Raw genomic sequence first — 24,074 nt, 5'->3', positions numbered from 1 at the left:
ACGCACAGTCCTCGCGCCCCTCACCAGATGGATCGACAACGTCACTACTGGTTAAAGGCGGCGTTCACACGTCAGGGTTGCCCTGAGCGAGTGTGTCTCAAATCACACTGCGGTAGACCTCGACGGTCTGCGCGGCCATCGCCGACCACGAGAAGTCCTGCTCGGCGCGGGTGCGACCCGCGGCGCCGAAGCGCCGGGCGCGGTCGGGGTCGGCGACCAGTTCGTTGATCGACTGCGCCAGTTCCGATCGATATGTCGACAAGTCCCGCTCGTCGTAGTGGACGAGAAGGCCCGTCTCGCCGTGCACGACGACCTCCGGGATGCCACCGACGTCACTCGCGACGACGGCCGTGCCGCACGCCATCGCCTCCAGGTTCACGATGCCCAGCGGCTCGTAGACCGACGGGCAGACGAAGACCGTCGCGTGGCTGAGGATCTGCCGCACCTCGGCGGGTTGCAGCATCTGCTGGATCCAGAACACGCCCTCGCGCGCGGCCGCGAGCTCGCTGACCGCCTGCCTGGTCTCCTCGGCGATCTCCGGGGTGTCCGGCGCGCCCGCGCACAGCACGATCTGCGCGTCCGGGTCGATGTGGTGCGCGGCGGCGACGAGGTGCCCGACGCCCTTCTGCCGCGTGATCCTCCCCACGAACGCGACGATCGGCTTCTCCGGGTCGATGCCGCGGGAGGTGAGCGCGTCCGCCTCCGCCACCGGGCGGTAGGCCGCGGAGTCGATGCCGTTGCGGACCACGTGGACCTTCGCCGGGTCGAGCGCGGGGTAGGCGTCGAGCACGTCGGCCCGCATGCCGTCGCTCACCGCGATGACCGCGTCCGCGTGCTCGTACGCGGTGCGCTCCGCCCACGACGAGATCCGGTACCCGCCGCCGAGCTGCTCGGCCTTCCACGGCCGGCGCGGCTCAAGCGAGTGCGCGGTGACCACGTGGGGGACCCCGTGCAGGAGTTTGGCCAGGTGGCCGCCCATGTTGGCGTACCAGGTGTGCGAGTGCACGAGGTTCGCCGCCGACACCGCCGCGGCCATCTCGAGGTCGACCGCGAGGGTCGTGAGGGCCGCGTTCGCCCGCTCCAGGCTGTGCGGCGGGTTGTGGGCCGTCGCGTCCGGCCTCGGTCCCCCGAAGCAGTGCACGTCGACCTCGACGAGCTCGCGGAGGTGGGGCACGAGGAATCCCACGTGCACACCAGCACCGCCGTAAACCTCCGGCGGGTACTCCCGCGTCATCAGCGCAACTCGCACGCACCCACCGTAGATCACGGATGTACTTGTTGGGACAAACCGGGTTGCGTCTGGTTGAAGCGCGATCGCACAGATAGGGTCACATACCGTGAAGGGGCAGCCGCACGTCCTCGGAATTGTGCTCGCCGGTGGTGAGGGCAAGCGCCTGTGGCCACTGACGGCAGATCGCGCGAAACCGGCTGTGCCCTTCGGGGGCAACTACCGGCTGGTCGACTTCGTGCTGTCGAACCTGGTCAACGCCGGGCTCGCGAAGCTCTGCGTGCTGACGCAGTACAAGTCGCACTCGCTGGACCGCCACATCTCGACGACGTGGCGCCTGTCCAATGTGCTCGGTCAGTACGTGACGCCGGTCCCGGCCCAGCAACGCCTGGGCCCGCGCTGGTACACGGGATCGGCCGACGCGATCTTCCAGTCGCTGAACCTCGTCCACGACGAGAAGCCCGACCACGTGGTGATCTTCGGTGCCGACCACGTGTACCGGATGGACCCCGGCCAGATGATCTCGCAGCACGTCGAGTCCGGCGCGGCCGTGACCGTGGCCGGCATCCGCGTGCCGCGCAACGAGGCCAAGGCCTTCGGGTGCATCGACTCGGACGCGTCCGGCAAGATCACGCGCTTTCTGGAGAAGCCCTCCGAGCCGCCGCACGTGCCGGACGACCCGGACGTGACCTTCGCCTCGATGGGCAACTACGTCTTCACCACCGAGGCGTTGCTGGACGCCCTGCGCGGCGACGCGTTGAACCCCGACTCCGACCACGACATGGGTGGCGACATCATCCCCATGCTCGTGGACCGCGGTAAGGCGCACGTGTACGACTTCCAGGACAACGAGGTTCCCGGCGCCACCGACCGGGACCGCGGGTACTGGCGCGACGTCGGGACGATCGACGCCTACTACGACGCCCACATGGACCTCGTTTCCGTCCATCCGATCTTCAACCTCTACAACCAGTTGTGGCCCATCCGCACCGCCACCCCGCCGTTGCCCCCGGCCAAGTTCATCGCCGGTGGATCGGCGGAGGACTCCATGGTGGGCCCGGGGTCGATCATCTCCGGGAAGATCCACGGCTCGGTGATCTCCTCCGACGTGACCGTCGAGGTCGGGTCCGTGGTGCAGGGGTCGGTGCTGCTGCCCGGGGTGCGGATCGGCAAGGGCGCCGTGGTGCGGCGGGCCATCCTGGACAAGAACGTCGTCGTGCCGGACGGGGCCTTGATCGGCGTCGACGCTCCCATGGACCGCGAGCGGTACACCGTCTCCGCCAGCGGCGTAACCGTCCTAGGCAAGGGCGTCCGGGCTTACTAGCCGGGAACGCGGGGCCCCCGCGTTCCCCAGAAGGTAACGCGGGGGCCCCGCGTTACCCGGCTGAAGGGCGGCGGGCTGCCACGAGGAGGCCGTCGCCCAGCGGGAGCATGACCGGCACCAGCCGGTCGTCCTCCTTCACCAGGCGGGCTATGTCCCGCATGGCCTGGGTCGACTCGTCTCGTTTGGCCGGGTCCACCACCGCGCCGTGCCACAGGACGTTGTCGAAGGCGATCACTCCGCCCGGCCTCAGCATGCGGACGCCGTGCTGGAGGTACTGCGGGTACTCCGGCTTGAAGGCGTCCACGAAGACCAGGTCGTAGGCCGCGTCGGTCAGGCGGGGCAGGACGTCCAGCGCCTTGCCCATGATCAGGCGGGTGCGCGAGGGGGAGATGCCCGCGGCGGTGTAGGCCTCGCGGGCGGCGCGCTGGTGTTCTGGTTCGACGTCTATCGAGGTCAGGATGCCGGATGGGGGCATGCCCGCCAGGAGGTAGAGGCCGCTGGTACCCGCGCCGGTGCCGATCTCCACCACCGCTTTGGCCTGGAGTGCGGTCGCGAGGAACCGCAGGGCGGCGCCTCCGCCCGCGCCGATGGGCACGCAGCCCAGTTCCTGGCCGCGTGCTCGCGCCGCCAGGTGCACGTCGTCCTCGGGGAGGTACTGCTCGACGTACTCCCGCAGGGCCGATTCCGTGGTCACGGGGTAGCAGGTTAGTGCCCCGCGTGCCCAAAACGGGTGAACGTGGCCCGAACCGAGATTCTCAGGGTGCTCTCAGGCCACTCTCACGATCGTTTAAAGCGCGCGGGAGAAGGTACAGAGGCAAGAAGCCAGGCTCTAGGCGGGAACATGCCGGACCCGCCGTCCGTTGAGCCGCATAAGGGTCGCCGGGCGGCCCACATGGAGGTGCCGAAACACCTGATGCGCACGCAGTCGAGTTCTCCGGAGGCCGTCGCGCCCATCGAGGCGGCCGACTGGACGCCGCCCTCGTGGGACGCCATCGTCCGCGAGCACGCGGACAGGGTCTACCGGCTCGCGTACCGCTTGACCGGCAACCAGCACGACGCCGAAGACCTGACGCAGGAGACGTTCATCCGCGTCTTCCGGTCGCTCGCGTCCTACAAGCCCGGCACCTTCGAGGGGTGGCTGCACCGCATCACCACCAACCTCTTCCTCGACATGGCCCGCCGTCGCAGCCGCGTGCGGATGGAGGCGCTGCCCGAGGACAACGACCGCCTCGAGGGCGACGACCTGTCCCCCGAGGAGATCTACGACGAGAACCACCTCGACCCCGATCTGCAGGCCGCGCTGGACGAGCTCCCGCCGGAGTTCCGCGCCGCCGTCGTGCTCTGCGACGTGGAAGGGCTCTCCTACGAGGAGATCGGTGCCACGCTCGGGGTGAAGATGGGTACCGTGAGGAGCAGGATCCACCGGGGCCGCCAGGCCCTGAAGGTCGCGCTCGAACGCCGTCGTCAGGAATCGTTGCTGGAGGACTCTGCATGACCGACCTCCGTGGTTGGGGCCTGCCTGAGCAGCACCTGTTGCCGGACGCCGTGGTCGCGTTCGTGGACGGGGAGCTGTCCTCGGTCGCCCACGAGCGGGCCTCGGCGCACATCCAGCGCTGCGGGTTCTGCGCCCTGGAGACCTACACCCAGCAGCAGGCGCGCGCCGCGGTGCGCACCGCGGCGGCGCCCACGGCGTCGGCGTCCTTGCTGGACCGGCTCGGCGCCATCCCGCAGGAGGTCGACCTGCCGTCCGCTCCGGACGGGCTCGCGATCACCGAGGATGGTCAGTTCGTCACGGTGCAGCGCAGCGACAAGCCCGCGTTCGGCGCGGGACCGGTGCTGGGCTCGTCGAGACCCCTGGGCAGCAACGGCTGGTTCAGCGGCCGCCGTGCCCGTCAGGGCGCCGGGGTCGTCGTGAGCGGCATGCTGCTCGGCGCGCTCGCGTTCGCCACGCCGGAGAGCGACGCGCCACCCGCGCCCGCCGTCCCGCAGAACGCCGGCGCGGTCTTCGCGACCACCCCCTGACAGCCATTTCACCGTTCGTCAGGCAGGCTGTGGTTCAGCACTCCTAGCGGAAAACTCGGGGAGAGATGAGCCAGCAGTCGCCCAACGGCCAGACGTCCACACCCGTTTCCGGAGTGGACGACGGAGCGCATCGCAGGCTCCGGCCACGGCCCTTGGTGCAGCCGCCGGTCGACCCCGCGCACGCGTCGGCGTTCGGTCGTCCGGAAGGTGTCGCCGGGGCCTTCGCCGCGCGCGACGTGCCCGTGACCGAGGTGCAGTCGGCGCCGCCGCCCCCGGAGTCGCTCGCGACCGCGTTCGGCCGCCAGGGCTCCCAGGAGCTCCTGCAGCGCCCGCCGCAGCCCGTCTCCGACCCGGACCCGGACATCGACCCGGTGTTCTGGGGCGACCAGCCCGCCGGCGACCCGTGGCGCGACCCCGCCTCCGGCGCCGTGATCGGCCCGCCCGCCGTGGGGGAGGACGGGCCGGGTGAACCCGAGCCCAAGCCCCAGCCCGGTCCGCAGCTCAGCGTTCCCGAGCTGCTCTTCGGCCGGCGCGTGCAGCCCAGCGCCCTCGCCTTGCTGATGGTCGCCGCTCTGCTCGTCGGCGCGGCCGGCGGCCTGGTCGGCTGGCTGATCGGCCGCTCAGGCAACCCGCTGACCGACTCGACGGTCACGCTCGCCGAGGTCGAGCAGGGCAAGGAACGTCCGGCCGGCTCCATCTCCGACATCGCGAAGCGCGTGACGCCCAGCGTCGTGTCGATCGAGTTCAAGGGCACCAACGTCGCGGGCGTCGGCTCCGGCGTCGTGATCGACGGCGGCGGCTACGTGCTGACCAACGACCACGTGATCGCGCCCGCCGCGCAGGACTCCTCGGCCAAGCTCAGCGCCGTCTTCACCGACGGCACGCGCGCCCAGGCCCGCGTCGTGGGCCGCGACCCGAAGACCGACCTCGCGGTCATCAAGGTCGAGGTCACCAACCCCACGGTCCTGCAGTTCGGCAACTCCGACGAGCTGGAGGTCGGCGACAGCGTGATCGCCATCGGCTCGCCGCTGCAGCTCTCCAACACCGTCACCGAGGGCATCGTCTCCGCGCTGCACCGCCCGGTGACGGCCGCCGGCGAGAACGGCGGCCCCCAGGTCACCTACGACGCGATCCAGACCGACGCCGCCATCAACCCCGGCAACTCGGGCGGCGCGCTGGTCGACTCGCGCGGCGCGCTGATCGGCATCAACTCCTCGATCCGCACCGAGACCGGCGGCTCGGTCGGCCTCGGCTTCGCGATCTCCGGCAACCAGGCCCGCAAGATCAGCCAGGAGCTGATCCGCAACGGCCAGGTCAAGCACGCGGACATGAACGTCAACGTCAAGTCCGTGTCCGCGGAGACCTCCGAGGGCGCCCAGGTGCAGAACGTGCCCGCCGGTGGGGCGGCCGCGGCCGCCGGCATCCAGGAGGGCGACGTCATCACCAAGGTCGGCGACCGGATGGTCCGCAACGCGGCCGAGCTCGTGGTGGCGGTCCGGGAGCACGAGATCGGCGAGACGGTCCAGGTTGTGCTGGCACGACAAGGTCGTGAACTCAAGTTGGACGTGACCCTGAAGAGCGACTGACAAGTACGCTGGACCCGTGTTCGACAGCATCGGATGGGCCGAGATCCTCATCATCGTCGTCGCGGGTCTCTTCATCCTGGGGCCCGAACGCCTGCCGTCCGCGGCCGCCTGGCTCGGCAAGACCGTGCGCCAGGTCCGCGAGTACGCGACGGGTGCGCGCGAGCAGCTCAAGCAGGAGATGGGGCCGGAGTTCGAGCAGCTGCGCAAGCCGCTCGAGGACCTGAGGGAGCTGCGCAACTTCGACCCGAAGCGCGCGGTGGCCAAGCACCTGTTCGACGACCCGGAGCCGACCAAGGCGAACGGCTACCCGACGCCCGCCACGCCTCCCGCGCCCGAGCAGCGGCCGCTCGCACCGGGCGAGCGGCCGCCGTACGACCCGGACGCGACCTGACGGTCTAGCGGCCGGCGGGGGAGACGTTCAGCAGGCGTCCCGCGAGGCCGCGCGACCGCACGCTGAGCTTCTTCGCCACGTCCGACAGCACCTGAGCGGCCGCCGAGTCCGGCACGGCCGTCACGATCGGCGTGCCGGTGTCGCCGTTCTCCCGCAGCCGCGGGTCCAGCGGCACCTGACCGAGCAGCGGCACCTCGGAGCCGATGGTCTTGCTCAGCGACTCCGCCACGGCCTGACCGCCGCCCGCGCCGAAGACCTCCATGCGCGAGCCGTCGGGCATCTCCAGCCACGACATGTTCTCGATGACGCCGGCGACGCGCTGCCGCGTCTGCAACGCGATCGAGCCGGCGCGTTCGGCCACCTCGGCGGCGGCCTGCTGCGGCGTCGTCACCACGAGGATCTCGGCGTTCGGCACGAGCTGCGCCACGGAGATCGCGATGTCGCCGGTGCCGGGCGGCAGGTCGAGCAGCAGCACGTCCAGGTCGCCCCAGAACACGTCGGCGAGGAACTGCTGCAGCGCGCGGTGCAGCATCGGCCCGCGCCACACGACCGGGGTGTTGCCCGGGGTGAACATGCCGATCGAGATGACCTTCACGCCGTGCGCCTGCGGCGGCATGATCATCTTCTCGACCTGGGTGGGCCGGCCGTCGGCGCCCAGCATGCGCGGGATCGAGTGGCCGTAGATGTCGGCGTCGACGATGCCGACGGACAGGCCGCGGGCCGCCATCGCCACGGCCAGGTTCACCGTGACCGACGACTTGCCGACACCGCCCTTGCCGGACGCGACGCAGTACACGCGCGTCAGCGAGCCCGGCTGGGCGAACGGGATGACCGGCTCCTCGGCGCCGCCGCGCAACGTCTTGCGCAGCTCGGTGCGCTGGGCGTCGCTCATCACGTCGAGGTCGACGCGCACGGACGAGACACCGTCCAGCGCCGACACCGCGGTGGTGACATCAGCGGTGATCTTGTCCCGCATCGGGCAGCCCGCGACCGTCAGGTACACCCCGACGACCACGGCGCCGTCCGCCCCGACCTCGACGTCCTTGACCATGCCGATCTCGGTGATCGGACGGCGGATCTCGGGGTCCTGCACCCCGGAGAGCGCCTTGCGGACGTCCTCGACGGTGGGGAGGGGTTGCGTGGTGGTCACCCAGCCATGCTACGTCCGGTTCACGCCTCTCCTACCGGCCGGTCACATTTGAGCACAGGCCCAGGTCGTAGCGGTGCGGGCGCTGTCCGTAACATCGACGTCCGTGCCGGAATCGGGTAGTTCCCGGTTGCCCACCCGTGTCGAGCTAGGGGTGTGGCGATCGTTCCTCCGCGCGCATGCACGGATCACGAGGGTCCTCGAGGCCGAACTGATTGCTGAGCAGCGCCTTTCGCTCGCGGCGTACGACGTGCTGGTCCAACTGGCCGAGACGCCTTCCATGCGCATGCGCATGACCGAACTGGCCGATGCCGTCCTGCTGTCTCGCTCCGGCGTGACCCGCCTCGTGGACCGGCTGGAGCGGGCAGGCCTCGTCGGGCGCGAACGCGCCGACGGTGACGGACGCGGCATCGTGGCCGTGCTCACACCGCTCGGTGCCGAACGCCTGCGCGGCGCGTCCGCCACCCACCTGGCCGGTGTCGCCGAGCACTTCGGGGAGAGCTTCACCCCGGACGAGCTCGAGGCGTTCGGCAGGGCCTGCGACCGCCTGGCCGCGGACGATGTGTTCCCGTGATCACGGTGGTGGGACTTGTGCACGTCGAGGCTGGCCGCCTGCTCGTCGTGCGCTCGCGCCACAAGAAGGCGTTCTACCTGCCGGGCGGCAAGATCGAGGCCGGGGAGTCCCCCGCCGGTGCCCTGCGCCGCGAGGTGCGCGAGGAGCTCGGCGTCGAGCTGGACGAGCCGGCGGTGCTGAAGCGCTACGTCGCCCCCGCGTACGGGGAGGGCGAGGGCGCGGTGGTCGACATGACCTGTTTCACGGCGTCGCTGCTGGGCACGCCCCGGCCCACGAGCGAGATCGCCGAGCTGACCTACGTGACCCGCGACGAGTACCGCTCGCACGCCGAGACGGCGCCCGCGATCCACGAGGTCCTCGACGACCTGGTGGCGAGCGGCCGGGTCAGCGCGTGACCGGGCTCAAGGCCGGACCTTCCGCAGGTTGTTCTGCTCCTTCGTCAGCTTCTCCAGCTCACCGCGGATGAAGTCGCGCGTCGCGACCTCTCCGACGGCCAGCCGCAGCGCGGCCAGCTCCCGCGCCAGGTACTCGGTGTCCGCCTTGGTCTGCGCGGCCCGCGCCCGGTCCTCCTCCAGCGACACCCGGTCCCGGTCGTCCTGCCGGTTCTGCGCGAGCAGGATCAGCGGCGCCGCGTACGCGGCCTGCGTCGAGAACGCCAGGTTCAGCAGGATGAACGGGTACGGGTCCCACCGCAGCGACACGGCGACGAGGTTGATCGTGATCCACACGATCACGAGCAGCGTCTGCCAGAACAGGAACTTGCCCGTGCCGAGGAAGCGCGCCAGCCGTTCGGAGAACTGACCGAAGGCGTCCGGGTCGATCGACAGGCGGAAGCCGCGGGGCTCGCGCGGCTGGTCCAGCCGGCGCCGGGGCAGTAGTTCAGGCATGGCTCAGTCCCGTCTCGCGCCAGTTGTCCGGCAGCAGGTGGTCCAGCACGTCGTCCACGGTGACGGCGCCGAGCAGGTGCTCGGTCTCGTCGAGCACCGGGGCGCACACCAGGTTGTAGGTCGCGAAGTACCGCGTCACGTCGCTCAGCGAGGCGGTCGGCGGCAGCCGTGCCAGGTCGGTGTCGAGCACCCCGGCGACCAGGTCGAACGGCGGTTCGCGCAGCAGCCGCTGGATGTGCACGCAGCCGAGGTAGCGGCCGGTCGGTGTCGCGGAGGGCGGGCGGCACACGAAGACCATCGACGCGAGCGCCGGCGTGAGATCGGGATTCCGCACCCGCGCCAGCGCTTCCGCGATCGTCGCGTCCGGCGTGAGGATGATCGGTTCCGGGGTCATCAGACCGCCGGCCGTGTCGAACGAGTACTCGAGCAGGCGCCGGACCGGTTCGGACTCCTCGGGCTCCATCAGCTCCAGCAACCGGTCCTTGGTGCCCTCGGACAGCTCGCCGAGCAGGTCCGCGGCGTCGTCGGGGTTCATCGCCTCCAGGATGTCCGCGGCGCGTTCCTCGTCCAGGTGCGACAGGACGTCCTTCTGGTCCTCTTCGGACAGTTCCTCGATGACGTCCGCGAGCCGCTCGTCGTCCAGCGCGTCCGCCACCTCGTGGCGGCGCTTGGGCGGCAGCTCGTGCAGCGCGTGCGCCACGTCCGCCGCGCGCATGCCCTCGAACACCGCCACGAGCTGCTGTGCGCCCTGCGGCTGGCCCGCGATCTCGTTGACGCTCAGGCCGCCGATGTCCTCCCAGCGCCACACCTGCACCGGGCCCTTGAGGCTGAACCGGCCGGTGCGCTGCCGGGCGGCGACGCGGACCACCCGCCAGTCGCGGGTGCGCGACAGCTCCATCGCGGCGTCCACGACGACCGCCGTGCCGCCGTCGGCGAGCTGGATCTTGGCGTCGAGCAGCTCGCCGATCACCAGCACCTCGTTGACGCGCTGGTGGAACGGCCGCAGGTTCACCGAACCGGTCGCGAGCGTCACCGCGTTCGGCTCGATCGACGTGAGCCGCAGCATCGGCACGAAGATCCGCCGGCGCGTCACCAGCTCCACGACCATGCCGAGCACGCGCGGCGGCTGGCGGTCGATCCGGAGGCTGATCACGACGTCGCGAGCTTTGCCGACGGGTTCGCCGTCGGGTCCGAAGACGGGGAGTCCGGCCAGTTGAGCGATGAAAACCCGGTTCACAGCCACCACCTGCCCAGGCTAGATCAGGTGGAGGCCGCCCACTGGGCGATGTCGGCGCAGATCACGGCCAGGTCGTCGACGCCCTCCTCCAGGCACCAGACCCAGTTGGCGACGGCCCGGTACAGCGTCCAGTCGCGCGCCTTCCGCGCGTCCAGCTCACCCGCGTCGCACAGCGCGAGGAACCGGTCGGTGAGCCCCTTGTGCCCGTCCAGCTCGTCGAACCTGTTCCACAGCAACGGGATCACGCAGTACTCGGGGTCGGCGGCCAGCGGCTTCGGGTCGATCACGAGCCACGGTTCCCGGTCACCGCGCAGCACGTTCTCGTAGTGCAGGTCCTGGTTGACGAGCATCGTGCCCATCGGCCGCTGCGCGACCTCGCGGGCCGCGCCGAGGAGCCGTCCTGGAATCGCCGGGTGGTCCTCGACGGTGTCCCGGAACCGGCGGATCTCGTCCGGCGCCGGAATCCCGCGGTGGCGGCGCAGCAGCTCGCCGATCACGCCGACCGCCAGGTCGATCGGCTCGTCGTCGAGCGAGTGCCGGTCGAGGCGTTCCAGCAGCAACGCGCCGAGCTCCTCGTCGTGGTCCAGCAACCGCACGGCGCCGTTGCCGTCGTAGAGCCGCAGCGCGAGCGGTTCGTGCTCGGTCTCGCTGTCGACCCAGGTGAGCTTGAGCACGGCCGGGTGCCCGTCGGCCCTGCGAACCGGCAGGACGACGGCGCACAGCCCGTGCATCACCGCGCCGTCGGGGGTGAGCCGCCACCGCGCGCACGCCTTGGTGGCGAGCCTCGGCAGCGTGGCCGCCCACTCCGCGGCGCCCTCGCCGAGCCCCGCGCCGAAGCCCTCCGGCACGGTGATCATGCGCCGAGCTCCAGCCGGTACACCGCTTCCCACTCCGGCTCGGTGTTGAGGCGCGCGGTCCGCAACGCCTGCGCCGTCTCCTCGTCCGGTTCGGTCAAGCGCGCCGTGGCGGGCGCGTCGACGAGGTGGGAGTGCGTGCTGGGGGAGCGGACGGTCACGGTGACCTGGGCCTGATCGCTCAATCCCGGCACTTGCGGCTCGGTGCCGCCGGTGATGACCCACAGCGCGTCGTCGCGCCAATGCGCGTGCACGAGACGCGGTTCGTGACCCGGCGCGGTGATCCAGACCGCGGCCGCTTTCCGCAACGCCGCGTCCAGTACTCGAGTGATCTCCACCGGTTCAGCCTGCCAGGCTTTGTGAAACGGGACTCAGCGAATATGCGCCCGGAGATGATGCGTGCCACTGTGGCGCACGTAGTTACCGGCCGGTACGAGGAGGTACTCCAGTGGTCGACCAGCAGCGTCCCCGTCGCTCGTGTCTGGCGGTCCCCGGCTCGAGCCAGAAGATGATCGACAAGGCCCGCACGCTGCCGGCGGACCAGGTGTTCCTGGACCTGGAGGACGCCTGCGCCCCGCTGGCCAAGCCGGACGCCCGCAAGACCATCGTCGCTTCGCTGAACGAGGGCGACTGGGGCGGCAAGACCCGCGTCGTGCGCGTCAACGACTGGACGACGGAGTGGACCTACCGCGACGTCACCGAGGTCGTCGAGGGCGCCGGCGCGAACCTCGACTGCATCATGCTGCCCAAGGTGCAGACGCCGGAGCAGGTCGTCGCCCTGGACCTGCTGATCACCCAGATCGAGAAGACGATGGGCTACGAGGTCGGCAGGATCGGCATCGAGGCGCAGATCGAGAACGCCCTGGGCCTGAACAACGTCAACGCGATCGCCACCGCGTCCCCGCGCGTCGAGACGATCATCTTCGGCCCGGCGGACTTCATGGCGTCGATCAACATGAAGTCGCTGGTCGTCGGCGAGCAGCCGCCCGGCTACGACGTGGGCGACGCCTACCACTACATCCTGATGCGGATCCTGATGGCCGCGCGCGCCCACGACAAGCAGGCCATCGACGGTCCGTACCTGCAGATCCGCGACGTCGAGGGCTACAAGCGCGTGGCCGGGCGCTCCGCGGCGCTGGGCTTCGACGGCAAGTGGGTCCTGCACCCCGGCCAGATCGACGCGGCCAACGAGGTCTTCAGCCCGAAGCAGGAGGACTACGACCACGCCGAGAACATCCTCGACGCCTACGAGTACTACACGTCGGAGGCCGGCGGTAAGCGCGGCGCGGTGATGCTCGGCGACGAGATGATCGACGAGGCGTCGCGCAAGATGGCGCTGGTGATCTCCGGCAAGGGCCGCGCGGCCGGCATGTCGCGGGCGAACGTGTGGACGCCGCCGGAGGACTGATCCCGTTACGGATTGTGCGCTACTTCACCCTGATTGTGACTGCATGTGTCCAACCGTCACAGGTTGCGTTCAAAAGTGGTGAAGTGGCGCACAATCCGTTACTTGAGTTTGCGATCCGCCCCCGTGCCGGGTGCATGCTCGTCGGCATGTCACGGTCGAGTAACGGCAAGGCGGGCAGACGGTTGCGGCTCTTCAAGCGTCGCGAGGACGACCTGCTCGAACGCAGCTTCCGCAGCTGTCCGGGATGTGCCGCGGACGTCCACGTGTTCGCGGACGTCTGCCGGCACTGCGGTGGCGCGCTGGAGATCGCCCTCGCGGGCTGAGTCCGGCCGGGTTCCGCTAGTAGGTGCCCTGGTTGGCCGCCGCGATCACCGCGATGATGATGATCGCCAGGTAGAGCAGCCATCCGGCGATGACGACGTAGCCGACGATGATGCCCGCGAGCGCCATGCCGCGGCCTTCTTCCTCGCCCCGCTTGATCCGCCCCATCGCGATGTGGCCGAAGATGACGCCGACGATGGCCGTCACGCCACACGTCACGAACCCGACGCACGACAGCACGAGCGCCAGGATCGCGTTCGTCTGCGGCTTGGGCGGCGCGGGCGGGTAGCCGTAGCCGTACATCGGCTGCTGGCCGTACGGGCCGGGCTGGCCGTAGGGCGGTTGCTGGCCGTACGGATCTCCCGGCTGCTTGGGGTTGTACGGGTCGTGAGTCATTGCTGGTCCCCCTAGAAGTGGTGCCGGGATCTTAAGGTCCATCCGGCCGGTTCGTCGCGTGTGGGTGCGCGATTCCACGAGTCGGGGATGCTGTTTCGGTACAGCGGCCGCGACTGTGTTGCGGAGAGCACACCGCGGTCGCAAACGGGCGTTAACCGGTCCATACTCGCCGGTAACCAAGCCTTGGAAGGGAAGTGCGATGGCGCGCCTCGCCCAGACCGCGGGTCTCACGGACATCCAGGAAGAAATCCTCGCGACCGTCCGCACGTTCGTGGACAAGGAGATCATCCCGCACGCCCAGACGCTGGAGCACGGCGACACGTACCCCGCCGACATCGTCGAGGGCATGAAGGAGATGGGCCTCTTCGGCCTGACGATCCCGGAGGAGTACGGCGGCCTCGGCGAGTCCCTGCTGACCTACGCGCTGGTCGTCGAGCAGATCGCGCGCGGCTGGATGAGCGTCTCCGGCGTCATCAACACCCACTTCATCGTGGCGCACATGCTCAAGCAGCACGGCACGCCCGAGCAGAAGCAGAAGTACCTGCCGCGCATGGCCGCGGGCGAGGTGCGCGGCTCGTTCTCGATGTCCGAGCCCGAGCTGGGCTCCGACGTGGCCGCGATCAGGACCCGCGCGGTCAGGGGCGAGTCCGGCTACACGATCAACGGCCAGAAGATGTGGCTGACCAACGGCGGTACGTCGAACCTGACCGCCGTTCTCGTGAAGACCGACGAGGGCGCCGAGAAGGCGCACCAGAACCTCACGACGTTCCTGGTCGAGAAGCCGGAGGGTTACGGGGAGGTCCTGCCCGGTCTCACGATCCCCGGCAAGATCGACAAGATGGGCTACAAGGGCGTCGACACCACCGAGATGGTGTTCGACGGCTTCGAGATCGCCGCCGACCAGGTCCTCGGCGGCACGCCCGGCCAGGGCTTCCGCCACATGATGGACGGCGTCGAGGTGGGCCGGGTCAACGTGGCCGCCCGCGCGTGCGGCATCGCGATCCGCTCGTTCGAGCTCGCCATCGAGTACGCGCAGCAGCGCAAGACGTTCGGCAAGGCCATCGCCGAGCACCAGGCCATCGCGTTCAAGCTCGCCGAGATGGCCACCAAGGTCGAGGCCGCGCACCTGATGATGGTCAACGCCGCCCGCCTGAAGGACTCGGGCCGGCGCAACGACGTCGAGGCCGGCATGGCCAAGCTCATCGCCTCCGAGTACTGCGCCGAGGTCACGCAGGAGGCGTTCCGCATCCACGGCGGCTACGGCTACTCCAAGGAGTACGAGATCGAGCGCCTGATGCGCGAGGCCCCGTTCCTGCTGATCGGCGAGGGCACCTCGGAGATCCAGAAGACGATCATCTCCCGCGGCCTGCTCCGCGAGTACCAGTCGCGCGGCTGAGGGCGTTCCGCCGTTGGGGGCCACTTTTTCACGAGAGTGGCCCCTGACGGTCTTCGCCTGCGGGACATAGGGTTCGCTCACTTTGAGCACAGATCTGACACTCCCGAGACCTGTGTCGCCGCCGCACGTCGTCCGCTTGGAGCTGGACACGTTCGCCGACGTCGACCGCCCCGCCCTGGCCACCTGGTTCGACGCCGTGTTCACCGGCCTCCTGGCACCCCTGTGCCCGGCGTCCGTGGCGGAGCTGGTGTCGGTGGCCCGCGACTACGTCCCCTCCGACACGACGCCCTGGGGCCCGCCGGGGTACGCCCGCCTGCTGCTCTCCTCGGGTGAGTTCACCCCGTCGGCGTGGGCGCTCGCCCTGGCGGAGCTGCCCTCGTTCCTGCGCGTGCAGATGGTCGGGCTCGACTCGCAGGGCCTGCCGCTGGTCGACGGCGGCTGGTCGGCGGAGGTCCTGCTGAAGGACGACCCCGCGTTCCCGCACCAGATCTCCGTCACCGCGTCCCGGTCGTTGTTCGGCGGCTGGATCTCGCACCTGGTCCAGCAGGAGTGGCTCTCGGCGTTGCGCACGGGCGCGTCGCTGGTGCGCGCCTGCGGTGGCTGGATCACGCTGGACCGGGTGGGACCGCGGACCGCGCACGAGGTGTCCGCCGGCGTGGGCCTGGACGAGTCCCTCTTCACGGCGGCGGAGCTGTGCCGCGGCCCGCACTGGGCGACGTTGCTCGGTCCTCGCCAGGTCGCCGCTCTGGGTGGTGTGCTGAAGGTGTGCGGGTCCGCCCCGTGCTTCTCGGTCGAGGACCTCGGGGGCGGGCGGATCCTGCTGCGGCTCACCGAGCACCTCGACGAGGTGCCGGACGACGCGCTGCGGGAGCTCGCGGGGTTCCTCGGGCCGGTGCTGCGCTGACCCTGCCGGATCGGGACATCGGTGGGACGCTGTCGTCCGTGAGGCCCTCACCGAAGACCGACGCGCTCGTCGCCGTGGACGCCGCCCTGCGCCCCACCGGCTTCGTCCGCCGCGGCCACGTCTGGCTGCAGGACCGAGGTGGCGGCGTGTCCGGCTGGCTCGGGTTCGGCGTCACGGGCCGCGTGGAGCTCACGCCGCTGGTGGGCGTCTGCTTCCGCCGGTACGACGACGTCTGCCGCGCGCTGGGTGTCGGGTTCCCGCCCGCGCCCGTCGTGTCGGCGCCATTGGGATTTCTGATGGGGGACAAGCCCGTCTGGAGGTGGGCGTTCGAGGCCGGTGGTGACCACGACGCCGCGGCCGCGGCGCTGGTGAGCGCTTTCCTCGCGCACGGCAAGCCGTACATCGACACCTGTGCCGAATGGGACGCGCTCTCGCGCGAGCTGGTCGCGAAGCCCGGGTCGTTGCTCGACTTCGAACGGGCGCGCAAGCTCGCGATCGTCCACGTGATCAACGGTGACGTCGTCAAGGCCAGCGCGCTCCTGGCCGAGGAGAGGGAACGGGTCGCGGCGAGCGGGGACGCCTACGCGCGCGCCTATCGGGCGTTCGTGCGCCGGTTCGAGCTCGCGTTCGCCGGATGAGGCCTGGCAGCGCCGCCGTTCCGCGGCTGTGACGAGCGCGAGCCCGAGGTGCGGGAACTCGCGTACGTTCTCGGCGGTTGACCAGTTGTCGCGATCGTTCGCGCCGCGTCGTGACCCGGCTCCGACCGGTGCTCCCCTCGCGTGGAAGAAGTCTTCGAAGGGGTTGGGGTGGAGCGGATCACCGAGGATCAGATCTCGCGGCTGGTGGGTTTCGTGGACTCGCGCGTCTCCGATCCCCTCTCGACGCAGGACGAAGGCGATCGTCGCATGGCCACCGCACTCCGCATGGTCGTGAACAAGCAGATCGCGGCTGTCCGGTACTACCGCGCCTCTCTGTCCGGGGGAGTTGTCACCTCCGAGGTCCACGCGATTTCGGCGTGGAACTCCCTCGTCTCCATCGCCCTGATCTGGCAGAACCACCCGGAGTTCCCGGCTGACGCTGCGATCGAGACGTTCGAGTTCGATGCCGCGAACCCCCTCCTGCCCGAACCGGCCCGCCGTCCCGCACCTCCTGACGACCAGGACCTCTGGGCTGCGGTCGTCGCGGCCGATCGCCGGCTGGCGCGTGCTCGCGCCGACTTCCACCAGCACGCCGCGGCGCGCCGCGAGGTGCTGGCGGACGCTCTCGCTCTCCGGCCGTCCAACGCCTGGGAGTGCGGTTCCGCCCTGTCGTTCCTGTCGGTGCTACCGGAGGACGTGCCCGCACTGGTCGACCAGTTGGTCGAGTGCGCGACGCTCGACGGATGGGCGCTGGAGGCGAGGTCCGCTCTGGCGGCCGGGCGACGTGCGGAAGTGCTCCCGTTGGTGCGTCAGGCGGTGGACCGCCGGTTGCCCATCGCGGACGCGCTGGACTACCGGCGGCTCGCCGAGCTGCTCCACCACGTCGGCGACGAGGAGGCGCTGCACGCACTGGTGGAAAGCGCTCGTGGGCACGGCGAGCAGGAGGTCCGGGATCTGGCTGACGAGCTCCTCTCCGGTTGACCACTGCTCCCGGCGTTCTGGACCGTCGCACTCCGGTCTGGACCGTTCCCGGGGTGAACCTCGCGGAACACCCGTGGGCGTCTCAGCACGCCGGACCGGGTTTTGGCAGGATGGGACGATCAGCGCGTCCGACAGAGGTGGTCCCTGTGACGAGTCCGTTCGCCAGCCCGAACCGGCCCGGAGTCCCGCCCCGCCTGCCCACCCCGCCGACGGGGTGGCCGATCGGCTCGTACGCCACGTACGAGGAAGCGCAGCGCGCGGTCGACTTCCTCGCGCTGGAGGACTTCCCGGTGCAGGACATCACGGTGGTCGGGGTCGACCTGATGCTCGTCGAACGGGTCACGGGCAAGCTGACCTGGAGCCGCGTGCTCATGACGGGCGCGGCGAGCGGCGCCTGGTTCGGCCTGTTCGTGGGCCTGCTGCTCACGCTGTTCAGCCCGGAGCCCGGTGTGACGGTCGGGCCGGTGCTCACCGGTCTCATCACCGGTGTGTTCTTCGGGCTCGTGTTCGCGGCGGTGGGGTACGCGTCGGCGCGCGGCAAGCGCGACTTCCAGTCCGCGAGCCAGCTGGTCGCCGGTCGCTACGACGTCCTGTGCCACCCGAAGTCGGCCGAGAAGGGCCGTGACCTGCTCGCGAAGCTCGCGATGCGGCCCGCGAACCCGGGCAGTTGAGACGGCGAGGCGCTCATTGGTTCTGAATCGTTGCTTCCGCTGGTTGCGACTCGTGATCACCAGGCCTAGGTTCGGTTGACCGGTCCGCCCGGTGCGGCCGGTGGCACGACGAGGTGCCGGGCGCTGCAGTCTGGCTCCTCCGTGCAGTCGGGAAGGAGGCAGGGCTGATGGGTGCGACACGGCGCTATCGAGTCGCAGCCGGCGTGGGGGCCGCATTGCTCGCGGCGTCCACGGTCACGGCGTGCGGCTCGGACGGCGGCGGCGGCGGCATCACCGTCAACGTCTACAAGTATCCGCAGGAGAACTTCCAGGCCATCGTGGACAGCTGCAACGCGAAGGCCGGCGGACGCTACAACATCGTTTACAACAAGCTGCCCCGTGAGGCGGACGGCCAGCGCGAGCAGATGGTGCGCAGACTCGCGGCCGAGGACGACAGCATGGACGTCCTCGGACTCGACGTCACGTGGACCGCGGAGCTCGCCAAGGCGGGCTGGATCAGGGAGTTCACCGGCTCGGTGAAGTCCCAGGTCGAGAACGGGACGCTGCCAGGGCCGCTCCAGACGGCGACGTACGAGGGAAAGCTGTACGGCGCCCCGGACAACACGAACGTCCAGTTGCTCTGGTACCGCTCCGACCTCGTGCCCACGCCACCGAAGACGTGGGACGAGATGATCTCCATGGCCGAGGCGCTGGTGGCGGAGGGGAAGCCCGGCCAGATCGTGGGGCAGGGCAAGCAGTACGAGGGCCTCGTGGTGCTGTTCAACACCCTCGTCAACTCCAACGGCGGCGCGCTCCTCGACGAGAACGGCACCAAGGCCGTCGTCGACGACAAGGCCGTGGAGGCGTTGGCGGCGTTGAAGAAGCTCGCCACGTCGAAGGCGATCGACCCGTCGTTCTCCAACGCGGCCGAGGACAACGCGCGCCTCGCCATGGAGGGCGGCAACGCGGCGTTCCAGCTCAACTGGCCGTACGTCTACGCGGCGGCGCAGAAGAAGCCGGAGTTCGCGAAGAACTTCAAGTGGGCACCGTTCCCCACCCTGGGCGGTGACCAGGCGAGGGTCACCGTCGGTGGCGTCAACTACGCCGTCAGCAGCTACACCACGCACCCGGACGAGTCGTTCGACGCGGTGCTGTGCCTGCGCAGTGCGGAGAACCAGAAGCTGGCCGCGCTCAAGGACGGCGTGCCGCCGACCATCGAGGCCGTCTACGACGATCCCGAGATGGTCGAGGCGTACCCGATGAGCGCGGACATCAAGGAGACGCTGAAGAACTCGAGCGTGCGGCCGCGCACGCCCGCGTACCAGAACGTGTCGACCGTGATCTCGACGATCCTGTCGCCGCCCGCGAACATCGACCCGCAGGCGACGGCGGACCGGTTGCGCCAGGAGCTGCAGGACGCTCTCGACTCCAAGGGGGTGCTGCCGTGAGCCACGCGACGACAGCGGGCACGGCGAAGACCGAGGCGTCACCGACACCCGTGACGCCCAAGAAGAAACCCGCGCTGAGCGAGGGCAAGAAGGCCGAGCGCAGGCTCGGCTGGCTGCTCTGCGCGCCCGCCGCGCTCACCATGATCGCGGTGACCGGCTGGCCGATCCTGTACTCGGTGCTGCTGTCGATGCAGCGGTTCGACCTGAAGTTCCCGGACCGCACCGAGTGGGTGTGGTTCGACAACTACGTCACCGTGCTCAGCAGCCCGTACTGGTGGAACGCGGTGTGGGTGACGGTGCTGCTGACCGTCTTCACCGTCGCGATCGAACTGGTGCTGGGCATGTCGCTCGCGCTGATCATGCACCGCGCCCTGGTCGGCCGGGGCATCGTCCGGACGACGACGCTGATCCCGTACGGCATCGTCACGGTCGTGGCCGCGTTCTCCTGGCGCTTCGCCTGGACGCCCGGCACCGGCTACCTCGCCGAGGCCCTCGGCGGCGACCCGGTGCTGACGGAGAAGATCCCGGCCCTGCTGGTCGTGGGGCTCGCGGAGATCTGGAAGACCACGCCGTTCATGGCACTGCTGCTGATGGCGGGTCTCGCCCTCGTGCCGGACGACCTGCTTAAGGCCGCCGCGATGGACGGCGCGAGCGGGTGGCAGCGGTTCATCAAGATCACCGTGCCGATCATGAAGCCGGCGATCCTGGTGGCGTTGCTGTTCCGCACGCTCGACGCGTTCCGCATCTTCGACAACCTCTTCGTGCTCACCGCGGGCTCGCAGGGCACGTCGTCGGTGTCGATGCTGACCTACAACAACCTGATCAAGGGCTTGAACCTCGGCATCGGATCCACGATGTCCGTGCTGATCTTCATCATGGTGGCGATCATCGCGTTCGTGTTCATCAAGCTCTTCGGCACCGCTGCCCCCGGCAGCGACGACGGGGGGAAGCGCTGATGGCGGGCATCGGAGGAGCGGAGACCACCGGCAAGAAGGTCGGGTGGGGCCTGCTCAACGCGGTCGTCGTGATCTACGCGCTGTTCCCGGTGCTGTGGATCGTGTCGCTGTCGTTCAAGTCGTCGGCGACGCTGGCCGACGGCAACTTCATCCCGCGCGAGTGGAGTCTGGAGAACTACCGGAACATCTTCTCGACGTCGGAGTTCACCAGGGCGCTGGTCAACTCGATCGGCATCGCGATCATCGCGACCGCGATCGCCGTGGTGTTCGGCACGATGGCCGCCTACGCCATCGCCAGGCTGGACTTCCCCGGCAAGAACCTGCTGGTGGGCGTCTCGCTGCTGATCGCGATGTTCCCGCAGGTCTCGCTGGTGTCCCCGTTGTTCGAGATCGAGCGCTCGCTCGGGCTGTTCGACACGTGGCCAGGCCTGATCCTGCCGTACATCACGTTCGCGCTACCGCTCGCGATCTACACCCTGTCGGCGTTCTTCCGCGAGATCCCCTGGGAGCTCGAGAAGGCGGCGAAGATGGACGGAGCGACGCCGGGGCAGGCGTTCCGCCGCGTCATCGCGCCGCTGGCCGCGCCGGGCGTGTTCACGACGGCGATCCTGGTGTTCATCTTCTGCTGGAACGACTTCCTGTTCGCGATCTCGCTCACCTCGACCGAGCAGTCGCGGACCGTGCCGGTGGCGCTGTCGTTCTTCACCGGCAGCTCGCAGTTCGAGGACCCGGCGGGATCGATCGCGGCGGCCGCCGTCGTGATCACCATCCCGATCATCCTCTTCGTGTTGTTCTTCCAGCGCCGGATCGTCGCCGGCCTGACCTCCGGCGCCGTCAAGGGGTGAGTTGACCAATGGCAGAGATCGTTCTGGACAAGGTGACCAAGAGGTACCCCGACGGCGCGCTGGCCGTGCAGGAGGTCAACCTCGAGATCGCCGACGGCGAGTTCATCATCCTGGTCGGACCGTCCGGCTGCGGGAAGTCCACCACCCTCAACATGATCGCGGGCCTGGAGGACATCACCGACGGCGAGCTGCGCATCGGCGGGCAGCGCGTCAACGAGAAGGCGCCCAAGGACCGCGACATCGCGATGGTGTTCCAGTCCTACGCGCTGTACCCGCACATGACGGTCAAGGAGAACATGGCCTTCCCGTTGCGGCTGGCCAAGGTGGACAACGCGACCGTGGAGAAGAAGGTCAAGGAGGCCGCGGAGATCCTCGACCTCGCGCAGCACCTCGACCGCAAGCCGTCCAACCTGTCCGGTGGCCAGCGGCAGCGCGTGGCGATGGGGCGCGCGATCGTGCGCAACCCCAAGGCGTTCCTGATGGACGAGCCGCTGTCCAACCTGGACGCCAAGTTGCGCGTGCAGATGCGCACCTCGGTGTCGCGCCTGCAGAAGCAGCTCGGCACGACCACCGTCTACGTGACGCACGACCAGACCGAGGCGATGACCCTCGGCGACCGGGTCGTCGTCATGCGCGGCGGTGTCGTGCAGCAGATCGGCGCGCCGCAGTTCCTCTACGACCAGCCGGCGAACCTGTTCGTCGCGGGCTTCATCGGCTCCCCGTCGATGAACTTCGTGCCCGCGTCGCTCGAGAACGGCTCGCTGCGGACCGTGCTCGGCGACGTGCCGCTGACGGACCGGGTGCGGCAGCTGCTGGAGGGCGCCGACGCGCCCCGCGAGGTGATCATGGGCATCCGCCCCGAGCACTTCGAGGACGCGGCGCTGGTCGACGCGGCGGCGCTGTCGTCGGGCGGCAAGTTCACGCACCAGGTGGACGTGCTGGAGTCGATGGGCTCGGACAAGTACGCCTACTTCAACCTCACGGGCGAGCAGGCGGCCTCGGCCGAGCTCCAGGAGCTCGCGGCGGACGCGGGGTCGGACGACGTGCCGGGCGACGGCATCTCGCTCGTGACGCGCCTGTCGTCGGCGTCCGGCGCGGTGGAGGGCGCCTCGTCGGAGATCTGGTTCGACGCGGACAAGGTCCAGCTCTTCGACCCGGCGAGCGGCAGGAACCTGACTTACACGGAACGGTGAATTCTCGATAAAGCGGGCCGCCTTCCCAGTCGGGAGGGCGGCCCGTTTTTGTCACTCGTTCGGGTTAGGGCGAAAGACTCTGGGGTGGAAGGGCCGACTAGTCGGGGCCATCTGCCGGGCCGAAATCCTTTCGCCATTGGGCGCTCGGCAGCGACGTCTCGACGAAACGTGCACTTCGGGACGACGATTAGTCCCGCACGCTTGTCGAAGGCGGGCGCGGGACCACAGGGGGGTCCGGGAAAGCCGCCGCCGAGTGAGAAAGAGAGCGTGCAATGGGGATCCTGGACGGCAAAGCGGTCGTCATCACGGGGGCCGGCCGAGGTCTCGGCGAAGCCTACGCGATGCACGCGGCCCTGGCGGGCGCGTCGGTGGTGGTCAACGACAACGACGGTGACCTGGCGGAACGGGTCGCGGAGCACATCAGGGGCTACGGCGGCCGGGCCGTCGCCTCGAACCACACGGTGGCGGACCCGAGCGAGGCGGCGAAGATCGTCGACCTGTGCGTCGACGAATTCGGCCGCGTCGACGGATTGGTGAACAACGCGGGGCTGAACTACGAGACCGCGCCGTGGGAAGACGACCCCGAGACGATCAAGCAGGTGGTCGAGGTGAACGTCCTCGGCGTCATCTACACCGGAATCGCGGCGATGCGGGCGATGCGTTCGTCCGGTGGCGGTTCCATCATCAACATTTCCTCCGGCGCGTCCTTCGGGCAGCGCAAACTCGCCACCTATTCGGCGACCAAGGGCGCGGTCGCGTCGTTGAGCTACTCGTGGGCGCTCGACCTCGAGGCCGAGGGCATCCGCGTGAACGCCGTGTGCCCCGTCGCACACACGCGGATGGTGTGGAAGTCGGAGCGGTCCCTGCGCGCCATCCCCGCGGACCGGACGCCGGGCAAGGTGGCGCCGCTGGTGCTGTTCCTGCTCTCCGACCGCGCCGAGGGCATCACCGGCCAGGTCATCCGCTGCAACGGCCGTCAGCTCCACATCGTGGGGCAGCCGTACTTCAAGCAGCCGATCCTGGAGAGCGACAACTGGGACACCGCTTCGGTGGAGCGGGCGTTCACGGGCGTGTTGCAGGCCCACCTCGAACCGTACGGGCTGGAGAAGAGGATGCCTCCCCGGCTCCGCGCGCTGGTGGAGCCCTCGCAGACCGCCTGAGCCCGCCGGAGGAGGCGTCGGCCCGGCCGGGCGGCGCCTCCCCGTTGGCGCCAGGCCGGGTATGCCGGCGCGACCTCGGCGTGGCGCTCGGACCAGCCCGGGAGGTCGTCGCCGGTCAGGTGGGCCTGGAGGCGGTCCAGGAAGGCGTGCGTGCCGGGGGAGAAGCCCAGCGCGTTGCGCTCGGACCGTCCCCGGTGAGTGAAGGTCAGCAGCGTCTCGCCGCCCTCGGCCCTGAGCTCGTAGCGCACGACGCTGTCCTCCACGATCCGCTGCCGCTACTCGTGTTCGAAGACCGCGCGCCCGTCCCGGGGCGGCTGCCAGGTGAGGACGCGGCCCGTGACGCGCTTGGCCTCCGGCGGCGCGGGCGGGTCCTCCGGCTCGATGACGATCGTGCCGTCCTCGACGTGCGTCGTGCCGAGCCAGGCCCGGTGCTCGGCGGGATCGGTGACGGCCGCCCAGACGCGCTCGATCGGGAACGGCAGCCTGCGCTCGAACGTGAGTGTCGTGTGGTCGCCGTCGACGGCCACG

The 24,074-nt window shown here is 69.7% G+C and carries 28 protein-coding genes; 19 read left to right on the top strand and 9 right to left on the bottom strand.

The genetic code is table 11. The annotated features are described in order from the left end of the window. Window positions 1-97: 97 nt before the first annotated feature. Window positions 98-1,249, bottom strand: coding sequence for a glycogen synthase (glgA, locus tag BMW88_RS06200; RefSeq protein WP_177220970.1), 1,152 nt, complete (start codon window positions 1,247-1,249; stop codon window positions 98-100). Between the two features lie 88 nt (window positions 1,250-1,337). Here glgA and glgC point away from each other — a divergent pair, with 88 nt between their 5' ends. Then, complete coding sequence (glgC, locus tag BMW88_RS06195; protein WP_089949641.1) at window positions 1,338-2,552, top strand: glucose-1-phosphate adenylyltransferase; 1,215 nt, start codon at window positions 1,338-1,340, stop codon at window positions 2,550-2,552. Between the two features lie 52 nt (window positions 2,553-2,604). On the opposite strand, the gene BMW88_RS06190 is transcribed toward glgC, so the two are convergent. Beyond that, window positions 2,605-3,246: an O-methyltransferase gene (locus BMW88_RS06190; RefSeq protein WP_089949640.1), complete on the bottom strand. Its 642-nt coding sequence runs from the start codon at window positions 3,244-3,246 to the stop codon at window positions 2,605-2,607. A 198-nt stretch (window positions 3,247-3,444) separates the two neighbouring features. Here BMW88_RS06190 and sigE point away from each other — a divergent pair, with 198 nt between their 5' ends. From sigE to tatB, 4 genes are all read left to right on the top strand, one after another. Continuing rightward, window positions 3,445-4,047, top strand: coding sequence for an RNA polymerase sigma factor SigE (sigE, locus tag BMW88_RS06185; protein ID WP_281249368.1), 603 nt, complete (start codon window positions 3,445-3,447; stop codon window positions 4,045-4,047). After that, window positions 4,044-4,574 (top strand): zf-HC2 domain-containing protein, encoded by a 531-nt coding sequence (locus BMW88_RS06180; protein WP_245777599.1) that lies wholly within the window; start codon window positions 4,044-4,046, stop codon window positions 4,572-4,574. Before sigE ends, BMW88_RS06180 begins: the two co-directional genes overlap by 4 nt. Window positions 4,575-4,639: 65 nt before the next feature. Further along, a complete protein-coding gene (locus tag BMW88_RS06175; RefSeq protein ID WP_089949639.1) occupies window positions 4,640-6,160 on the top strand; it encodes a S1C family serine protease in 1,521 nt (506 codons plus the stop codon). Between the two features lie 16 nt (window positions 6,161-6,176). Next, window positions 6,177-6,551: a Sec-independent protein translocase protein TatB gene (tatB, locus tag BMW88_RS06170; RefSeq protein ID WP_089949638.1), complete on the top strand. Its 375-nt coding sequence runs from the start codon at window positions 6,177-6,179 to the stop codon at window positions 6,549-6,551. A gap of 4 nt (window positions 6,552-6,555) precedes the next feature. On the opposite strand, the gene BMW88_RS06165 is transcribed toward tatB, so the two are convergent. Continuing rightward, window positions 6,556-7,701 carry an Mrp/NBP35 family ATP-binding protein gene (locus BMW88_RS06165; RefSeq protein WP_089949637.1) on the bottom strand — a complete coding sequence of 382 codons (1,146 nt, stop codon included), beginning with the start codon at window positions 7,699-7,701 and terminating at the stop codon, window positions 6,556-6,558. Window positions 7,702-7,774: 73 nt separating this feature from the next. Here BMW88_RS06165 and BMW88_RS06160 point away from each other — a divergent pair, with 73 nt between their 5' ends. Beyond that, a complete protein-coding gene (locus BMW88_RS06160; protein WP_245777598.1) occupies window positions 7,775-8,272 on the top strand; it encodes a MarR family winged helix-turn-helix transcriptional regulator in 498 nt (165 codons plus the stop codon). Next, entirely contained in the window at window positions 8,269-8,667 is a 399-nt protein-coding gene (locus BMW88_RS06155) for an NUDIX hydrolase (RefSeq protein WP_089949635.1), read from the top strand. The genes BMW88_RS06160 and BMW88_RS06155 overlap by 4 nt, the downstream gene beginning before the upstream one ends. Window positions 8,668-8,673: 6 nt before the next feature. Here the strand turns inward: BMW88_RS06155 and BMW88_RS06150 are convergent, their stop codons facing one another. From BMW88_RS06150 to BMW88_RS06135, 4 genes are read right to left on the bottom strand one after another with little or no spacing between them, the layout of a single operon-like run. Next, complete coding sequence (locus tag BMW88_RS06150) at window positions 8,674-9,159, bottom strand: DUF1003 domain-containing protein (RefSeq protein ID WP_089949634.1); 486 nt, start codon at window positions 9,157-9,159, stop codon at window positions 8,674-8,676. Next, window positions 9,152-10,405 carry a magnesium transporter MgtE N-terminal domain-containing protein gene (locus BMW88_RS06145; RefSeq protein WP_089949633.1) on the bottom strand — a complete coding sequence of 418 codons (1,254 nt, stop codon included), beginning with the start codon at window positions 10,403-10,405 and terminating at the stop codon, window positions 9,152-9,154. The genes BMW88_RS06150 and BMW88_RS06145 overlap by 8 nt, the downstream gene beginning before the upstream one ends. Before the next feature lie 14 nt (window positions 10,406-10,419). Next, window positions 10,420-11,253, bottom strand: a complete 834-nt coding sequence (locus tag BMW88_RS06140; protein WP_089949632.1) for an aminoglycoside phosphotransferase family protein — start codon at window positions 11,251-11,253, stop codon at window positions 10,420-10,422. Next, the gene (locus tag BMW88_RS06135) at window positions 11,250-11,588 is read right to left on the bottom strand and encodes a hypothetical protein (RefSeq protein WP_245777597.1); all 339 of its coding nucleotides are present in this window, start codon (window positions 11,586-11,588) and stop codon (window positions 11,250-11,252) included. The genes BMW88_RS06140 and BMW88_RS06135 overlap by 4 nt, the downstream gene beginning before the upstream one ends. Window positions 11,589-11,698: 110 nt before the next feature. On the opposite strand from BMW88_RS06135, the gene BMW88_RS06130 reads away from it, so the two are divergent. Beyond that, window positions 11,699-12,658 carry an HpcH/HpaI aldolase/citrate lyase family protein gene (locus tag BMW88_RS06130; RefSeq protein WP_089949631.1) on the top strand — a complete coding sequence of 320 codons (960 nt, stop codon included), beginning with the start codon at window positions 11,699-11,701 and terminating at the stop codon, window positions 12,656-12,658. Window positions 12,659-12,804: 146 nt separating this feature from the next. Then, window positions 12,805-12,981: a hypothetical protein gene (locus BMW88_RS41670; protein ID WP_177220969.1), complete on the top strand. Its 177-nt coding sequence runs from the start codon at window positions 12,805-12,807 to the stop codon at window positions 12,979-12,981. 16 nt (window positions 12,982-12,997) lie between these two features. Here the strand turns inward: BMW88_RS41670 and BMW88_RS06120 are convergent, their stop codons facing one another. Further along, complete coding sequence (locus BMW88_RS06120) at window positions 12,998-13,375, bottom strand: DUF4190 domain-containing protein (protein WP_089949629.1); 378 nt, start codon at window positions 13,373-13,375, stop codon at window positions 12,998-13,000. A 199-nt stretch (window positions 13,376-13,574) separates the two neighbouring features. Between BMW88_RS06120 and BMW88_RS06115 the strand changes: the two genes are divergently transcribed. The 10 genes from BMW88_RS06115 to BMW88_RS06070 all read left to right on the top strand — a co-directional run bounded on the left by BMW88_RS06115 (window position 13,575) and on the right by BMW88_RS06070 (window position 23,546). Continuing rightward, entirely contained in the window at window positions 13,575-14,771 is a 1,197-nt protein-coding gene (locus BMW88_RS06115; protein ID WP_089949628.1) for an acyl-CoA dehydrogenase family protein, read from the top strand. A gap of 112 nt (window positions 14,772-14,883) precedes the next feature. Beyond that, on the top strand, window positions 14,884-15,675 hold the full coding sequence (locus BMW88_RS06110; RefSeq protein WP_089949627.1) for a hypothetical protein: 792 nt from the start codon (window positions 14,884-14,886) through the stop codon (window positions 15,673-15,675). A 38-nt stretch (window positions 15,676-15,713) separates the two neighbouring features. Continuing rightward, on the top strand, window positions 15,714-16,313 hold the full coding sequence (locus tag BMW88_RS06105) for a hypothetical protein (RefSeq protein ID WP_089949626.1): 600 nt from the start codon (window positions 15,714-15,716) through the stop codon (window positions 16,311-16,313). Window positions 16,314-16,481: 168 nt separating this feature from the next. Next, entirely contained in the window at window positions 16,482-17,294 is an 813-nt protein-coding gene (locus BMW88_RS06100; protein ID WP_089949625.1) for a hypothetical protein, read from the top strand. A 110-nt stretch (window positions 17,295-17,404) separates the two neighbouring features. Further along, window positions 17,405-17,965 carry a YflT domain-containing protein gene (locus tag BMW88_RS06095; RefSeq protein ID WP_089949624.1) on the top strand — a complete coding sequence of 187 codons (561 nt, stop codon included), beginning with the start codon at window positions 17,405-17,407 and terminating at the stop codon, window positions 17,963-17,965. Between the two features lie 167 nt (window positions 17,966-18,132). After that, on the top strand, window positions 18,133-19,392 hold the full coding sequence (locus tag BMW88_RS06090) for an ABC transporter substrate-binding protein (protein ID WP_089949623.1): 1,260 nt from the start codon (window positions 18,133-18,135) through the stop codon (window positions 19,390-19,392). Between the two features lie 50 nt (window positions 19,393-19,442). Next, complete coding sequence (locus BMW88_RS06085; RefSeq protein ID WP_245777662.1) at window positions 19,443-20,348, top strand: carbohydrate ABC transporter permease; 906 nt, start codon at window positions 19,443-19,445, stop codon at window positions 20,346-20,348. Beyond that, on the top strand, window positions 20,348-21,193 hold the full coding sequence (locus BMW88_RS06080; protein ID WP_089949621.1) for a carbohydrate ABC transporter permease: 846 nt from the start codon (window positions 20,348-20,350) through the stop codon (window positions 21,191-21,193). The genes BMW88_RS06085 and BMW88_RS06080 overlap by 1 nt, the downstream gene beginning before the upstream one ends. Window positions 21,194-21,201: 8 nt before the next feature. Beyond that, complete coding sequence (locus tag BMW88_RS06075) at window positions 21,202-22,386, top strand: ABC transporter ATP-binding protein (protein WP_089949620.1); 1,185 nt, start codon at window positions 21,202-21,204, stop codon at window positions 22,384-22,386. A gap of 272 nt (window positions 22,387-22,658) precedes the next feature. Further along, window positions 22,659-23,546: an SDR family NAD(P)-dependent oxidoreductase gene (locus BMW88_RS06070; protein WP_089949619.1), complete on the top strand. Its 888-nt coding sequence runs from the start codon at window positions 22,659-22,661 to the stop codon at window positions 23,544-23,546. A gap of 275 nt (window positions 23,547-23,821) precedes the next feature. Here the strand turns inward: BMW88_RS06070 and BMW88_RS42650 are convergent, their stop codons facing one another. Beyond that, entirely contained in the window at window positions 23,822-24,073 is a 252-nt protein-coding gene (locus BMW88_RS42650; RefSeq protein WP_218147998.1) for an SRPBCC family protein, read from the bottom strand. Between the last annotated feature and the right edge of the window lies 1 nt (window position 24,074).

Origin of the sequence: Lentzea xinjiangensis (genome assembly GCF_900110955.1) — a bacterium.
Taxonomy (GTDB): Bacteria; Actinomycetota; Actinomycetes; order Mycobacteriales; family Pseudonocardiaceae; genus Lentzea; species Lentzea xinjiangensis.
This window is presented reverse-complemented; position numbering and strand designations above follow the sequence as displayed.